This is a genomic window from Candidatus Poribacteria bacterium (assembly GCA_021295755.1).
Taxonomy (GTDB): Bacteria; Poribacteria; WGA-4E; order WGA-4E; family PCPOR2b; genus PCPOR2b.
This window is the reverse complement of the sequence record JAGWBT010000106.1, coordinates 1-14,968: the sequence shown is the minus strand read 5'-3', so window position 1 is coordinate 14,968 and position 14,968 is coordinate 1. Positions and strand designations below refer to the sequence as shown.

Below are 14,968 nucleotides of genomic sequence, written 5' to 3'. Positions count from 1 at the left end.
AAGAAGGGTTGTTGAGCGGCGATAACTGGACGCTCTCAAAGGCGGTTGCAATTATGCTCGCCAGAGGAGTTTCCGAAACGGATGTACTGAACCGACTGGTCCGTCATGCGGGACGACACTATGTCACCGAACTTGACGCGAACGAAGGAGGATGGCAACTCGCTTATCTGACCAACGGTGTGAGGGTTGCCAAGCAGTATGAACCAGAAGATCGGCTCATCCCACGGACGGGCGGGCGATCGTCCGGCTATCGACCCTCTGCCCGGAGAGATTACGTGGGAGAAACTAGAGCGATGGATTCGCGTCTTCTCCGTCGACCGAGAATGGGAGGGTATAGAAAAGTGCCTCATCACCGCGCGGCGACTCGGCGACCATGACGATAAAATCCTCCCGCTAGCGTATGAATGCGTTGTCGAACCGTTTTTCTTGGGACATAACGAAAGCCTACTCTACATCGGCTATCTCGCCGAGTTGCTTGAACAGTTCGGTTGGGACGTGGCCGAGGAGCTAGTTTGTAATCTCACAGCGAAAATACTTGGTCGGGGACGCGGCGCGCCGGACGAAATTCGGCGGGAGGGAATCGCCAAGTTGGAATCGCTAGAGGACTTTATCGCCGATTTAGCCGCCAACCCGTCTACCCAAACAGCCGATTTTGACGAAGACGCTTTCGTCGCAGGCATTGTCAGCGGTGACCTCGACGACACATTCGATACTGTCACCAAGGCATTAAAAGCCGGCGTTGAGATAAACCGCATCGTTTCGACGATGGTGCTTCTGGGAGCGGATCGGATGGCACGCACCCCCGCAAGTATGAGTCCGGGCTGGTGGGAATTGGGCCGAGAGATTTCCCTCGCTTCTTCAATCCGAACGGCATTGCGATTCGCCGGTTTTCAGGTTGCTGCCAAAGCACTCTATCACGTAGCGTGGCAATTCTTCAGTGACCGTTGGCTCAACATCAGGCAGACGCCGCTCAGCACACTGAGAAGTACGACTCCATCGGAGGCACCAAACGAAGATGAGGCCATTGAGGCTGTTATCAACGCTATCGAAACGATTCAGATCCAGGAGATTGGGCGGATAACGCGGCAATATCTCAACAGTGACTTCTCCGATGACCGCCTATTGTCCGAACTGGGACAAAGCATCCTTAAAGACGACAACGGCTGGGATATCCTCAATACGTTGCGAACCACGTTTGATGAATGGCAGTTGTGCCAAGGACATCCCGCTCGAAATCAGTTGCTCGTTGGCCTGGCACGTTGGACAACCGATGTGCGTAAAAACACCAACAGCGATTCCGCTGCGAGAACAGCACAGCGATTCGCACGCGGAGAAACAGCGGTTGACCTGTATGAACAATAAAGAGCCTAGATTGAGGTGCGCTATGCCCCGTCAAATAGCGCATTTCAATCCCAGAAGAAAAGTTACCTGCTATCTGGTGGTGGTTGTTTTATTGCTCAATCCTGTTTCAAGCGCACACAGCATCAGTGTGAAAACACAGGGAAAATTGGCGCTCGTAGCAATTCTAGGCAGCGTTGCAATCCTGACAAAATACCTCGTTGAACGCGATCAAAAGACTGTCGAGGCACTTCATGCCAAGCTCGGCCCCCCGGAGTGCGTCACTAGGTCCGAGCGTGGCTTTGATAAATGGCGAATCGAATGGTATGGAAACCAACGATATGTATTCCGAAACAACGTCTTGCAGAAAGAGACCGACAAAACACCCGCTGAGATTTCTGAAGCCTTTTAAGTCGTTCAAAAGCTGGATATGGCTCTTTCCAATCTGTATTCTCATCTTGATCCTCGTTGGCTGCGATACCGATCCAACCCCAACGTCTGCAATACGGCATACCGTAGAAATCAACGAACTAAATCTGACAAGTCAAACGCTAGAAGCGGGTAGCACCACAACGATTACCGCCACGTTTGATTATTCAGGCGATGAAGCAGATCTAATTTTTAGATGGGAGGCAAGCAGTGGACAGATCATTGGCGAAACATCAAGCGTGACATACGTTGCGTCAGACACACCCGGCACACATACAATCACGCTACAATTGACCGACGGATTCGCACTAGCTGAACACGTCATCACAGTTGAAGTACTTGCACAACAGTCACTCTTGATAGATACTGATACCTATTGGGCAGCTGAAGGCGAAACGCTTATGTTGAAATATCAAACCCGTGATACTGCAATATGATATTGTTCAGGATGCAGCCAAAACCGGCGCGTTTCTGAATGTTAACGTCAATGGAGTTGTGCTTGTCGAAGAAGAGGCAATCGGAGAGGTAAATCCCCCTGATAGAATAATAATAACAGGAGAAGTTGACGCGAGCCGAATCATCACAGAGCCGGCACGGTATGACGTAACACTGACTTTGGTCGTTGTCAACGCTATCGAGCGTGGTTGGTTTCGGAGCAGAAGGATCAGCCGTTCAACTCTGATGGGATAGGCAATATCACTGCAATATCTTTTAATCCGCTAAGGCAGCACCAAAACCTTCACCGAACCGTGTGTGTCCCGTCCAGCCGCCACAGCAAACGCCTCCCTAATCTCATCGAGAGGAAAACGATGCGTAATCAACGGTGCGGGGTCAAGTTTGCCCGCTCCCATCAGGTTTAAGGCAATCTGGAACTCCTTCTCCCCCTCACGTCGTCCATAACAGAAAGCCCATGTCACCGTCAGCTCACGGCTACGGGCGTACCGGGCATCTAACGAAAAAGGGGCAACATGACCACCCACCATGCAGATCCTCCCGCGCTTGGCAGCAATTTCAGTTGCCTGCATCAACGTGTTGGATCGACCACCCACCGCTTCAAAGACAACGGTCGCACCCCGACCCTTGGTCCATGCCTTGACCTCCTCGACCGGATCGGTGGTATCAACATTTATCGGAATCGCACCAAGCATCTGCTTTGCAATCTGCAAGGGACCGTCCGGCTTGCCCAAAATGGCAACCGATTCTGCACCCGCCAAATCTGCCATCTGAGCAATGGTCAGCCCGATAGGTCCGCTCCCAATCACTGCAACCTGATCGCCGGGGCTAACCGGAATCATTGACAACGCATGGACAGCCACAGCGTAAACCTCAGCTAACGCACCGGCTTCAAAAGATACATTGTCAGGGAGGCTGTAAACGTTATCCTTAGGCGCTACCATATACTCGGCGAATCCGCCGCCGCGTGCCGTCCCGCCTATATGGACTAACTTGGAGCAGATGTTATAGTTGCCGCTGAGGCATTCTGGACATTCGTTGCAAGGGATAGTTGGTTCAACGGCAACGCGGGCACCCACCTTATGTTTGACATCTCCCGATCCTAGTGCCATGACTTCACCCGTCAATTCATGGCCCGCAGTTCGGGGTGCAAGCGACTTTGGGGGAGTCGCATGGTAGCCGTGTAAATCGCTACCGCAGATCCCTGTTGCTTCCACCTGAACCAACACTTCGCCCGGTCCCGGCATTGGATCCGGTAGCGTCTCAAGTCGTATATCTTCCCCACCATAAAATCGTGCGGCTTTCATTGTATCCTCCGGAAATCAATTTATTGTCGTAAAAATGAATTTACCACAACTGGAAAACTTTACCAACTCTCTTGGCAGATTTAGCACCATGAGTTATTTAGTCAAAGATTTCCGCAACCGAACACTGAAAACCTTCAATGACATTTTCTCCGGTGAGATGATCATTGATAGTAAGGGTTTTAATGTCACTTGGCGAACGATAAACAGTGACCGTTTTCAAAACAGGTTCAACGACCCAAACCATGTGGGCACCGGCGTCGAGATATTCCGACACCTTTTCTTGAATTTCGTAGGTTTTATCAGTTGGCGAAACGACTTCGATGGCAAGGTCCGGCGGGATGGGACTGGCTTGACGTCTGTTTTCGGGGAGCCGATCCTGTGAAATAAACGCTACATCCGGTTTACGTCCACCTTGCCCGACTTGGAACGTAGTTTCTGCTGTGTAAATTCGGCCCAATTGATGCTGACGTATGTAGGTCCCTAGTAAAATAACGAGATTAGAGCTCACTTCCCCATGTTCCATCGTTGGATCGCCCATCGATACAAGTTCTCCCTTTATGTACTCATAAGATTCGTAGTCGTTTGCCAAGAATTCTTCGAGGGTAACGGATTTTGCATTCATAGTTGGGCCTCCCTCAACTGTGACTTAATTTTTACCACATTATATCACCAAATTCCAAGGTAAACAAGAAATGTATGAGGGCAATCCCACGTGAAAATGCTTGACAGGCACAGCAGGATTGAATAAAATCCCAACAACTCCACTCTAGCAACATATTCCTGGACCAACGAGGGACACAATGGATCCAACAAAATCGAACCTCTATGTATACGTTTCTATCGCAGGTGAAAACAAAATTTCCATCTTCAAGATGTCTCCTGAAACAGCCGCACTTACTGCCCACGGAGAAGTCACAGTCTACAGCGCGCCTAGCATACTCGCCGTCCATCCGACGCGAGATGTTCTTTACGCTGCAATTCGAGCCACCGGAGACATCATCAGTTTCCGGGCTGACCGGAACACAGGCCAACTTGAACTGATGGACACAAAGGTGACAGGTTGGGAGGACCCAGCATACCTTGAGATAGATAAGACGGGAAACTTTTTGCTGACGCCCTACTACGTTCCCGGCAAGGTAACTGTCTACCCAATTCGAGAAGATGGAACGCTGCAAGCTGAACCGAGCGATACACACTCGACCGGTGAACACGCACACGGAGTCGCTATCGATTCATCAAACAGATTCGTATTCGTCTCCCACACATGTCCTACCAATTCGATCTTTCAATTCCAGTTTGATCCTAGTACTGGAACCCTCTCACCCAACGCAACACCCCAAGTTATCCCTGAAGGCGAAGATGGTCCTCGTCACATCTGCTTCCATCCAAGCCAACCCTTCGTCTACGCTGACAACGAACAGGGTAGCAGCGTAACTGCATATAAATTCAACGCCTCCGATGGCACACTTACTGCCCTCCAAACACTCTCAACGCTGCCCACAGGTTACAATGGCAGCAATTCCTGTGCCCGTTTGGAAATGCATCCGTCCGGAAAATTTTTGTACGCTGCGAATCGTGGTCATGATAGCATTGCCGGTTATGCTGTCAATTCCGACGGCTCATTGAACTCCATCGGCTATTTCCCCACAGAAAAGACCCCACGTTCCTTCAAGATCGACCCGAACGGCAAATTTATGGTTAGTGCAGGTCAGTCTGCTGACAGACTCATTTCGTATCGGATTGATGCCGATGGAGGTTACCTCTATCCTTTGGAAATCTACGATGTTGGTAAGGAACCGTGGTGGGTACTTATCGTACAAGGGGTAGGTTAGCCGTCAAACCGTTTGCTACGACCAAATCTTAAGCACATCGGGCGGGGTGCACCGGTACTAAAGTGGGATGCGCGGAGAGTGGATTCAGAACAGGGCCGCTTCGCGCAATTGATGGTAGCGATCTTCAATCTCAGCTCGTGTCAACCGACGCTGACGGTTCAGGCTAAAATCCTCAACATTAAAAGAAGCGATAACCGTTCCGTAGATAATCGCGTTGCGGATCGCGCGCTCCGAGTTCTCGCCAACGGCGGCGAGATAGCCCAAAAATCCGCCGGCGAAGCTGTCACCTGCACCCGTTGGGTCCGATACCGATTCCAACGGATAAGCGGGAGCAGCAAAGAATGTGGAATCCGTCAAGGTAATCGCCCCATGTTCCCCCTTTTTGATAACAACTCGATCTGGACCATAGGTGAGAATCTGCTTCCCAGCGCGGATCAAATTCTCTTCTCCGGTCAATAGACGCGCTTCCCCATCATTTAAGATCAGGATGTCGACTTCGCCCAAAGTCTGCATTAGTGCATCAAGGCTGATATTGATCCAGAGATTCATCGTATCACATACGATTAATTTTGGCGCCGTAGCTTGCCGAAGCACATTCAGCTGCAACTCAGGATTAATGTTAGCCAAAAAAACGTAAGGGGTATCTTTGTACGTTGCCGGCAATTTCGGATCAAAGTCGCCATAGACATTCAGGTCCGTGAAGAGCGTCTGGGCGGCGTTGAGATCCCCTGTGTAGTCCCCACCCCAACGGAAGGTTTTGCCACCTTCGATCTTCTCTAATCCTTCTAGCCCAATTCCTCGCGCTTCTAGGAAGTCTATATGCTCCTGCGGAAAATCATCTCCGACAACAGCGACCAACCGGATAGAATCATAGAAAAAACTCGCTGCCGTCGAGAAGTAGATCGCTGACCCACCAAGTGCGTTTTCGACCTCGCCGACGTGGGTCCTAACATCGTCCAACCCTACGGATCCGACGACTAAAATACTCATATCAACCTCGTAACTCACTCGGATAAGAATTGGACTAGCATGTGACAGTGGATCTAGAACGGAAAGGGGCCCTGACGGTTTTTGTTTTCGCGTAGCGCTGTGACCACCCGCCGAACACGCCGAACCAAGATAGTAACAAGGACAACCACTAACACCACTTGCAGTATCTGATACAGCTTGAACATTCCGTCAGACAACTGCTCCGGATTGGATTTGAACATCCAGATTGGCACCAGTAAGATCGCCGACACAAGCAAAACGATGCTTTCCCAGAGATCTGAATTTTTCATAGGTCATGCCTCCTATACTTTTTTCACTACCCATCGGATGGCATCAATAATCAAATCGGGCTGGTCCTGTTGAATAAAATGACCGTTCCTTGTGGCAACCCTTAGTATTTTACGCTTCACGTTTTACATGTTACACTACGTTCCCATCGTCCAAGAATTGAGATAGGTTTCCTGCTCGTCAGTCAAACCATCAATTGCAACACCGAGGGCTTGTAGCTTCAGACTTGCAATAGAAGCGTCTAGCTCCTCCGGCACGTCATAAACCTGGTTTTCTAACTGCTCATGGTTCTTAACAACATACTCCGCAGACAACGCCTGATTCGCAAAACTCATATCCATAACGCTAGCAGGGTGTCCCTCCGCCGAAGCAAGATTGATAAGTCTTCCTTCACCCAGCAGATATAGCTTACGCCCATCCTTGAGGGAATATTCCTCGACTAATTCCCGTGTGGTTCTCACCTCAGTGCTCAGATCCTTGAGATCAGGGATGTTAATTTCCACATTGAAATGCCCGGAATTACAGATAATCGCGCCATCCTTCATCGCTTCAAAATGCTCGCGCCGCAAGACATGAATATTGCCCGTCAGCGTAACAACAAGATCAGCTTCAGCGACAGCTCGGATCATTGGCAAGACACGGAAACCGTCCATCACTGCTTCCAATGCGTTTAACGGATCAACCTCCGTAACGATGACATTTGCTCCTAATCCCCGTGCCCGATCCGCAAAACCGCGTCCGCACCAGCCGTAGCCTGCGACAGCAACAGTAGTACCGGCAATAAGCAGATTGGTCGCACGAATGATACCGTCCAGTGTGCTTTGGCCAGTCCCGTAGCGATTATCAAAGAAATGCTTGGTTTTCGCATCGTTTACAGCAATGATTGGATACCGCAGGACGCCTTCAGACGCCATGCTCCTGAGACGAATAACCCCCGTGGTCGTCTCCTCCGTTCCGGCGAGCACATTTTCCACGTAAGAAGGATTGGCATCTTCAGCGTGCAGTCGAGAAACCAAATCCGCACCATCATCCATGGTAATCGCCGGTTTGAAGTTGACCGCTTCATCAATATGTTGGTAATAGGTCTCAGTATCCTCCCCTTTGATTGCAAAAATAGGGATGCCATCATGCGCCACAAGCGACGCGGCAACATCGTCCTGCGTACTCAGCGGGTTAGAGGCGCACAGGACGACTTCGGCACCACCCGCTTTCAGTGCTCGGACTAAGTTCGCCGTTTCCGTCGTAACATGCAAACATGCAGAAATCCGCATACCTTCAAGTGGACGTTCTTGTTCAAATCGTTGGCGAATCAGACGCAGCACAGGCATGAAACGATCTGCCCAGTCAATCCGCCGCTTTCCATCGTCTGCGAGTTCTTGGTCTTTGATATCGTGATTCATAGCTTCGCCTCCTACACACCTGCCTCTGACTTCAACAAGTCTGCATAGTCCGTCAATTCCCATGTGAAGCCCGGCTCTTCACGTCCGAAATGCCCATAAGCCGCGGTCGCTGAGTAAATCGGTCTCCGGAGTTCAAGACGTTCGATAATCCCGGCTGGTGTCAGATCGAAATGCTTCGTCACAAGCCGCGTTAGTTTCTCATCGGGGACTGTGCCCGTGCCAAAAGTATCAAGCATAATCGAGATCGGTTCAACGACACCGATGGCATAAGAGAGTTGGACTTCACACCGCTCCGCCAATCCGGCGGCAACAATATTTTTCGCGACATGCCTCGCTGCATACGCAGCGCTCCGATCCACCTTCGTCGGATCTTTGCCAGAAAATGCCCCGCCACCGTGCCGTCCCATCCCTCCATAAGTATCAGCGATAATCTTTCGACCCGTTAATCCACAATCGCCTTGCGGTCCGCCGACAACAAAACGCCCCGTTGGGTTGACATGATAGGTGATGTCGGATTGCTTTTGACGCAGTTCCTCAGGAATGATAGGTTTGATAATTTCTTCGATGACCGCTTCTTTTAACTCTTCATTCGTAACTTCCGGATCATGTTGCGTCGAAATCACAACGGTATCAACGGCTACAGGTTGTCCGTCAGCATATTCAACAGTTACCTGCGACTTGCCATCCGGTCTTAGGAAGTCCAATATACCCGCTTTCCGTGCCTGTGCAAGCCGGTGCGTCAGCCTGTGTGCCAATATAATCGGCATCGGCATCAGCTCCGGCGTCTCCCGGCAGGCATACCCGAACATCATCCCCTGATCACCGGCACCGAGCCGATCCACCCCCATCGCAATATCGGCTGATTGCTCATCAATTGCAGTCAACAGTGCACAGTGTTCGTAGTCAAATCCATAAGTTGCCCTAACGTAGCCAACCTGCTGGATAGTTTGTCGAACCAATGTGGGAATATCAATGAAATTTGCAGAGGTTGTGATCTCACCAGTGATTAAAGCGAGTCCCGTGGTTACCAGCGTCTCGCAGGCGACACGCCCATTCGGGTCTTCTTTCATAACCGCGTCAAGCACGGCATCAGAAATCTGATCTGCTAGTTTATCGGGGTGTCCTTCAGTTACAGATTCAGATGTAAATACATAGTTTTGAGCCAATTGAATTTCTCCTGATTGAATACTACTACACACTGAAACAGAGTATAAATTGGGACGAATTCAACTTGCTATAGTGAGTGAAAATCTTGTCCCACCCCAAAGGAAACCCTCTCAGTGCATAAAAAAGTCCTTCACATAAGCAGCACAAGAGCTCAGACGAACCTTGACCAATCTGTGCCCATGCTGAATACATTCCTCGGCCCGATCTGGAGGCATGAGAAATCCTTATCAATTGTTATGGATTTCCGACAATCTCATCGGGGCTTGCCGAGGATAGCCCCTATCACTCAACCGTTGAGGAAGTCTACCAGTTCGACATCCGTGGTCCTGCCTGCCGAATCTAGGCACGCGGACGGACTTGCATGAGGCGTGATAAGCGATACGCATCAACAAACGCGTACCATAATGGAGAGATGAGAACCACTGGTCACCAGCCGCTGAAGGCTTGAAGCAACAGGGGAAGGATAGCGGTAAGGTTTTGGATAGGTCTAAAAAAATATTGTGCTATCACATAACCCACGAGTACCCGGAAAACAACCGCAACCATACCTGAAATGTGAAGCGCAAAAGGCGGAATATCACCTTTCACACCTCAGACCAGCGGCTGCATAGCGGATCAGCATCATCGAAATCTTCTCTGAAAGCTGAGCGATAGCAATCTACAATTTGGACCGATACGAATTAGTTCAAAGCATAAAAATGCTCAGAGTCAAAACAGAGGAGAAGTTAATCTCGCCGAATGCCTACATTTCACTTATCTTCGGAGGTATCTTCGGGTGTTTCTTTAGAACCCTCCTCAAGAGTTGCCTCGGCAGTCTCTCCATTTTCTTCGGGAACCTCTTCAGACCCCGATCTATTTAGTTCTTGTCTCAATAAGCCTCCAAACGCTGTCAGTTCCTCGCGGTCTTTTTGCTGAGGCTCGGCACGTTCTTCCTGTTCTTGTTGATACTGCGTGATGGTTGCGCGCTCTTGTTCAGCTTGTGCAGCCTTTAAGGACAGCCCAATGCGCCGTTCAGTCGGATCTAAGTGAATCACTTTCAGGTTCAATTCCTCACCGACCGAAACGATGTCTTCTGGCTTCTCGATGCGCTGTTCAGCGAGCTCAGAAATATGGATTAATCCTTCAATATCATCTTCGAGCTGTGCAAACACACCGAAACTCGTTATGTTCACAACCTTTCCACGTACCACAGATCCAACTTTATACTTATTCGGAACTTCTATCCATGGATCTGGTTCGATCTGCTTGAGCCCTAACGAAATCTTCTGTTGTGCTGGATCAATGCTTAAAACCATGACCTCAACTTCATCACCTTCCTTGAGAACCTCGCGCGGATCGACGATTCGCTTCAACCAAGAAAGATCAGAAATATGGATCAAGCCATCAATTCCCTCTTCAATTTCGACAAAGGCACCAAAATTGGTCAGATTGCGCACACGCCCGGTGAGCTTCGTTCCGACAGGATATTTTGTCTCCAAAAGCTCCCAAGGATTCGGGTGCAGTTGTTTCAATCCAAGAGATAGTTTCTGGTTGTCCTTGTCGATGTCCAGAACAACTGCGTCAATAACATCGTCCTTTGCAACAACCTTTGACGGTGCGATGTTTCGTCGCGTCCACGACATCTCCGATATATGGATGAGTCCCTCAACCCCCTCTTCCAACTCCAGAAATGCCCCGTAGTTGACAATGCCCACCACTTTGCCTGTAACCGTGGAACTAATAGGGTATTTATCTTCGACCGATTCCCATGGATCCAGCGTCTTCTGCTTTAATCCGAGAGAAACCTTCTCCGTGTCGCGGTCAACAGAGATAACCATCACCTCTATCTCATCCCCCACGGTAACGACCTCGGACGGATGGTTGACTCGACGCCACGACATATCTGTCTTGTGTAGCAATCCATCAATACCACCAAGATCCACAAATGCACCAAAGGTCGTAATGCTCTTTACAACCCCGGATCGAACTTGATTCGTTTCAATGTTCTCAAAGAGAGCCGTCTTTTGTGCTGCCAACTCCTCTTCGAGAATCACACGGCGTGACAAGACAATATTGCGGCGACGCTTGCTCAGTTTAACAACCTTCGCTTCAAGTGCCTGACCGATATATTGTTCAAAATTTTGTGGAGGCCGAAGTTCAATTTGAGATGCCGGCAGGAAAGCCCGTAATTTACCCAAGTCTACCTGCAGCCCGCCCTTAATACGCTGTACGACGGTTCCTGTCACAACTCGCTCTGCTTCGTAAGCCTCAGTGATTTCATCCCAAACCAATTTCTGGTCGGCAATCTCTTTCGATAAAACAAGTTGACCTTCAGAATCTTCTCTACGAACGATGTATACGTCAATCTGGTCACCGACATTTACAGTGGGTATACTCTCGTCACCAACCGGAAATTCCGATACCGGGATATAGCCCTCGGACTTGAACCCAATATCAACCATAACTTCGTCATGATCGACGTTAATCACTGTTCCCTTGACAATTTCCCCCTCGGAATAGGCCCTAAGAGAATTGTCATAAGCTTCTTCAAGCGACTCGATTTCCGTGAGCTCTGGTGTCACTTCAGGCGCATCAGCAGATGCTTCTGCGGTTGTTGATTCATCAACAGAGGAAGTCTCATCGGTCGCATCGGCTCCGTCCGATTCGCCTTCAGACAGAGGAATTTCCTCGCCATTTTCCTCTGTTGGCTGTGCCCCTTGCTCATCTTGTGGCTGATCCGCCTCCGCAGGTTGATCGTCCGACTGAGTGTCGTCGTCATTCACTGAAGAAGAATCCAACTCCTCCTCAATCTCAACTGCATCAGTGTCTTCCACTTCGGATGTGGGCTGATCTGTTGTTTCCTGTTCCTTTTTTGAATCCTCGTTCATCACGTTACTGGCTCTATTCAAAACCCGATGACGGCATTAGATTTGATTCACCAGCTCCTCCTTTTTTCAAGGTGACTAATGACCTATAGAGGTCAAAATTCTGACATAGGTTAAACACATATAGTATAGCACATATGCTAGAAAGACGCAACGGAATTTCCAAATAGATAAAAATAACTAAGTTAACGAAGAAACTTAGGAAATTGGACAGCGATAGATATATAGCAAATGCGGTCCTCACCGAGCTTCTTAGGGGATAGTAAAAACATACCGCATTCTCCCGATACCACTTTTTTCGTTGCAGAATTGATATAGCTTTGTTATGATAGCTTGCGCTTCACTATATTTCGGTTGATTAGTACCCGGGCTTACAGCTACAGAATCCAAGGCGACATAATCCAAATTTTGAATGAGCAAAAAACAGATTCGTTGGATTTTCCCGATCCGTTTTCTGTATACTTTTAATTGAACATCTTAAAATTATGAAATCTGCTTGGCACCATTTCAGAGCAACTCGCCTAAGAACCCAATAAGAAAATCATAATGGATAAGCAGCAGATCATAATGGAACTGGAGTTCTCTGAATATGAAGCGTTGCGCCAAGAAATCATAGCGAATGCCGGGATAATCGCTAATGTTTTCACCATAAGCATTACAGCAGCAGTTGTAATCCTCGGATATGGGATTCAGAGGGAGCAAGAAACAGAGGAAGATACAGGCAGTTGGCTCCTGTTTCTGTGTCCACTTGGGATATTGGCTCCCTCGCTATGGTTTATATCCTCACAACTAGAGTCAACAGTACAAATCGCGACGTATATTCAGACGTTCCTTGAAACAGGGCAGGATGTGCTGAATTGGGAGACCAGACTCTCATTGTTGCGCCAAGCCGGTACAAGTCCGGGTAAACTGTACACATTTTCAATTTCAAACATATATATCGGATTAGGTGTGGTTTCATTGGTGCTATCAATCTGTTATGTTTTCAAAAACCAACAAGAAACGAGAGCCAGAATTGCCCGCATAGCATTTTGTGTGGCGTTGTTTGTCCCCATGGGGATTGCCTACCATCAATTTTTCGCTCCCCGTGTTTGGTAGGCGCTGTTTCCAACTGCGCCGATTTGCAGTGCCCAAGTAATTCTAAAATCTACCATAATATGAGATTAACCCCAAAATTCACCCAAGAATATAAAGAAAAATGGGAAGCCGTGGAACGCTTGGAGAAGAAAAGCGATGCAAAATCGCAGCCCACACTCAAATAAACGAGTCATCATCGTCGGCGGTGGGATCATCGGGCTCGGGATCGGCTGGCAGCTAGCGAAAGCAGGCTGCAAAGTCTCAATCTATGAACGTGATCACGCAGGGCGTGCCGCGTCGTGGGCAGCTGCAGGGATGTTAGCACCCCACGCGGAAGTCCACTTTGAGGAACGCGCACTCCTCAGCTTTGGGGTTCAAAGCTGCCGAATGTATCCAGAGTGGGTTGCCGAGTTAGAAGTCGACAGTCAGATGAGCGTTGGCTACCGGGCAGAAGGAACACTCATCGTCGGAGTTGATCGGGACGATGCGCGTGAATTGGAACACCTCTACGAATCTCAACAACTCTTAGACCTGAAAGTCGAGTGGATCACCGGCGCAGCAGCACGTGAGATGGAGCCGCTGCTCTCGCCTAAAATCACCGCAGCCATTTGGAGTAGGGATGACCATCAGGTTGACAACCGAGCAATGGTTGATGCACTTATCACGGCATATCAGAAAGCAAGCGGGATACTTCATGAAAACACACCCGTTGACAAAATTGAGGTCGTCAACGGAAAAGCGAAAGGCATTTGGGTCAAAGACAATTTAGAAGAAGCCGATGTCATTGTGCTGGCGGCAGGCTGCTGGTCGAGTGATATTGACGGCTTGCCGAAAGCTGTACAACCGCCTGTCCGGCCAGTCAAAGGGCAGATGCTCGCGTTGCAGATGGAAGAAGGGATCGTTCTGGAAAAAGTTATCCGTGCACCGCGTGCTAAGTATCCAACAGATGTCTATTTGGTCCCGAAAGATGACGGACGCTTGGTAATCGGCGCAACGAACGAAGAAATGGACTTCGACACGCGACTCACGGCGGGTGGCTTATTTGAACTCCTCAGAAGCTCTTGGGAAGCTGTTCCGGGGATATATGACCTCCCTGTTTTGGAGACATGGACCGGTTTGCGCCCCGGTAGTCGAGACAACGCACCTCGAAAATCTCATCATGGCAACCGGACACTACCGCAACGGAATCTTGCTTACCCCCGTCACCGCCCGTGAAATCGCTTCACTCATCTTAACAGGCGAAAATTCAGAAGTCATCGCACCTTTTCAACTGTCGCGGTTTGTATAATCACGGAGGGAACTCATGAACATAAAAGTAAACGGCGAAACCAAGGACGTTTCAACGGGATTAACCCTCCATCAGCTGCTTCTTCACCTAGAAATAGAACCCTCCCGACCGGGCATTGCTGTTGCAATCGATCGAGAAGTGATCCTTAGAACACAGTGGGAGGCAACAGAAATTCAACCGGACAGCGAAATCGAGATTATTCGGGCAGCGCAGGGCGGATAGTTGTTCAAACATCAAAACAATTGCCTTTCGGTAACATGATGCGAAATTATACAACGGACTTAGGCAGTTGGTTCATAAGTCCCCCTGATAAGGGGGATTTAGGGGGTTAAAAATAAAAAAATCTCGCGCCGCGTGCTAAATTTGCGTAAGTCCTGATACACTTAATCACCATAGGAACAGCAATAAAAAAACGGAACGAAAAAGAGGAAAAAAGATGGAAGGACTCAAAATCGGTGATACCCTATATCAATCACGACTACTAATCGGCACAGCCGGTTATCCCAATTTCGACCTGATGATGCGGTCACTTGAA

General features: G+C 49.1%; 13 protein-coding genes and 2 pseudogenes. 8 read left to right on the top strand and 7 right to left on the bottom strand.

All coding sequences use genetic code 11. From position 1 onward, the window contains the following. Positions 1–198: 198 nt before the first annotated feature. From J4G02_15510 to J4G02_15495, 4 genes are read left to right on the top strand one after another with little or no spacing between them, the layout of a single operon-like run. Positions 199–1,362: a hypothetical protein gene (locus tag J4G02_15510; protein MCE2395972.1), complete on the top strand. Its 1,164-nt coding sequence runs from the start codon at positions 199–201 to the stop codon at positions 1,360–1,362. A gap of 22 nt (positions 1,363–1,384) precedes the next feature. Further along, on the top strand, positions 1,385–1,750 hold the full coding sequence (locus J4G02_15505) for a hypothetical protein (protein MCE2395971.1): 366 nt from the start codon (positions 1,385–1,387) through the stop codon (positions 1,748–1,750). Then, the gene (locus tag J4G02_15500) at positions 1,680–2,204 is read left to right on the top strand and encodes a hypothetical protein (GenBank protein ID MCE2395970.1); all 525 of its coding nucleotides are present in this window, start codon (positions 1,680–1,682) and stop codon (positions 2,202–2,204) included. Before J4G02_15505 ends, J4G02_15500 begins: the two co-directional genes overlap by 71 nt. Continuing rightward, on the top strand, positions 2,188–2,457 hold the full coding sequence (locus tag J4G02_15495) for a hypothetical protein (protein ID MCE2395969.1): 270 nt from the start codon (positions 2,188–2,190) through the stop codon (positions 2,455–2,457). Before J4G02_15500 ends, J4G02_15495 begins: the two co-directional genes overlap by 17 nt. 29 nt (positions 2,458–2,486) lie before the next feature. Here J4G02_15495 and J4G02_15490 read toward each other — a convergent pair whose 3' ends face one another. Together J4G02_15490 and J4G02_15485 are read right to left on the bottom strand one after the other, a co-directional pair. Beyond that, the gene (locus J4G02_15490) at positions 2,487–3,527 is read right to left on the bottom strand and encodes an alcohol dehydrogenase catalytic domain-containing protein (GenBank protein ID MCE2395968.1); all 1,041 of its coding nucleotides are present in this window, start codon (positions 3,525–3,527) and stop codon (positions 2,487–2,489) included. A gap of 97 nt (positions 3,528–3,624) precedes the next feature. Next, complete coding sequence (locus tag J4G02_15485; protein MCE2395967.1) at positions 3,625–4,149, bottom strand: Uma2 family endonuclease; 525 nt, start codon at positions 4,147–4,149, stop codon at positions 3,625–3,627. 178 nt (positions 4,150–4,327) lie between these two features. On the opposite strand from J4G02_15485, the gene J4G02_15480 reads away from it, so the two are divergent. Further along, positions 4,328–5,359, top strand: coding sequence for a lactonase family protein (locus J4G02_15480; GenBank protein MCE2395966.1), 1,032 nt, complete (start codon positions 4,328–4,330; stop codon positions 5,357–5,359). A gap of 84 nt (positions 5,360–5,443) precedes the next feature. On the opposite strand, the gene J4G02_15475 is transcribed toward J4G02_15480, so the two are convergent. The 5 genes and pseudogenes from J4G02_15475 to J4G02_15455 all read right to left on the bottom strand — a co-directional run bounded on the left by J4G02_15475 (position 5,444) and on the right by J4G02_15455 (position 12,071). Next, positions 5,444–6,349, bottom strand: a complete 906-nt coding sequence (locus J4G02_15475) for a sugar kinase (protein ID MCE2395965.1) — start codon at positions 6,347–6,349, stop codon at positions 5,444–5,446. 53 nt (positions 6,350–6,402) lie between these two features. Further along, the gene (locus tag J4G02_15470; protein MCE2395964.1) at positions 6,403–6,639 is read right to left on the bottom strand and encodes a hypothetical protein; all 237 of its coding nucleotides are present in this window, start codon (positions 6,637–6,639) and stop codon (positions 6,403–6,405) included. Positions 6,640–6,774: 135 nt separating this feature from the next. Then, a complete protein-coding gene (locus J4G02_15465; GenBank protein MCE2395963.1) occupies positions 6,775–8,037 on the bottom strand; it encodes an adenosylhomocysteinase in 1,263 nt (420 codons plus the stop codon). Positions 8,038–8,048: 11 nt separating this feature from the next. Beyond that, entirely contained in the window at positions 8,049–9,203 is a 1,155-nt protein-coding gene (metK, locus tag J4G02_15460) for a methionine adenosyltransferase (protein MCE2395962.1), read from the bottom strand. Between the two features lie 837 nt (positions 9,204–10,040). Next, positions 10,041–12,071 (bottom strand): annotated as a pseudogene (locus tag J4G02_15455) (30S ribosomal protein S1). Between the two features lie 543 nt (positions 12,072–12,614). Between J4G02_15455 and J4G02_15450 the strand changes: the two are divergent. The 3 genes and pseudogenes from J4G02_15450 to thiS all read left to right on the top strand — a co-directional run bounded on the left by J4G02_15450 (position 12,615) and on the right by thiS (position 14,655). Next, positions 12,615–13,166 carry a hypothetical protein gene (locus J4G02_15450; GenBank protein MCE2395961.1) on the top strand — a complete coding sequence of 184 codons (552 nt, stop codon included), beginning with the start codon at positions 12,615–12,617 and terminating at the stop codon, positions 13,164–13,166. A 135-nt stretch (positions 13,167–13,301) separates the two neighbouring features. Further along, positions 13,302–14,433, top strand: a pseudogene (thiO, locus tag J4G02_15445) (glycine oxidase ThiO). Positions 14,434–14,448: 15 nt separating this feature from the next. Beyond that, on the top strand, positions 14,449–14,655 hold the full coding sequence (thiS, locus tag J4G02_15440) for a sulfur carrier protein ThiS (protein MCE2395960.1): 207 nt from the start codon (positions 14,449–14,451) through the stop codon (positions 14,653–14,655). Positions 14,656–14,968: the final 313 nt, after the last annotated feature.

Excerpts from the sequence above, each read along its gene's own strand:
- J4G02_15510 (MCE2395972.1), top strand. The coding sequence starts at position 199 with ATGAACCAGAAGATCGGCTCATCCCACGGACGGGCGGGCGATCGTCCG.
- J4G02_15505 (MCE2395971.1), top strand. The coding sequence starts at position 1,385 with ATGCCCCGTCAAATAGCGCATTTCAATCCCAGAAGAAAAGTTACCTGC.
- J4G02_15500 (MCE2395970.1), top strand. The coding sequence starts at position 1,680 with ATGTATTCCGAAACAACGTCTTGCAGAAAGAGACCGACAAAACACCCG.
- J4G02_15490 (MCE2395968.1), bottom strand. The coding sequence starts at position 3,527 with ATGAAAGCCGCACGATTTTATGGTGGGGAAGATATACGACTTGAGACG.
- J4G02_15485 (MCE2395967.1), bottom strand. The coding sequence starts at position 4,149 with ATGAATGCAAAATCCGTTACCCTCGAAGAATTCTTGGCAAACGACTAC.
- J4G02_15480 (MCE2395966.1), top strand. The coding sequence starts at position 4,328 with ATGGATCCAACAAAATCGAACCTCTATGTATACGTTTCTATCGCAGGT.
- J4G02_15475 (MCE2395965.1), bottom strand. The coding sequence starts at position 6,349 with ATGAGTATTTTAGTCGTCGGATCCGTAGGGTTGGACGATGTTAGGACC.
- J4G02_15470 (MCE2395964.1), bottom strand. The coding sequence starts at position 6,639 with ATGAAAAATTCAGATCTCTGGGAAAGCATCGTTTTGCTTGTGTCGGCG.
- J4G02_15465 (MCE2395963.1), bottom strand. The coding sequence starts at position 8,037 with ATGAATCACGATATCAAAGACCAAGAACTCGCAGACGATGGAAAGCGG.
- J4G02_15450 (MCE2395961.1), top strand. The coding sequence starts at position 12,615 with ATGGATAAGCAGCAGATCATAATGGAACTGGAGTTCTCTGAATATGAA.
- thiS (MCE2395960.1), top strand. The coding sequence starts at position 14,449 with ATGAACATAAAAGTAAACGGCGAAACCAAGGACGTTTCAACGGGATTA.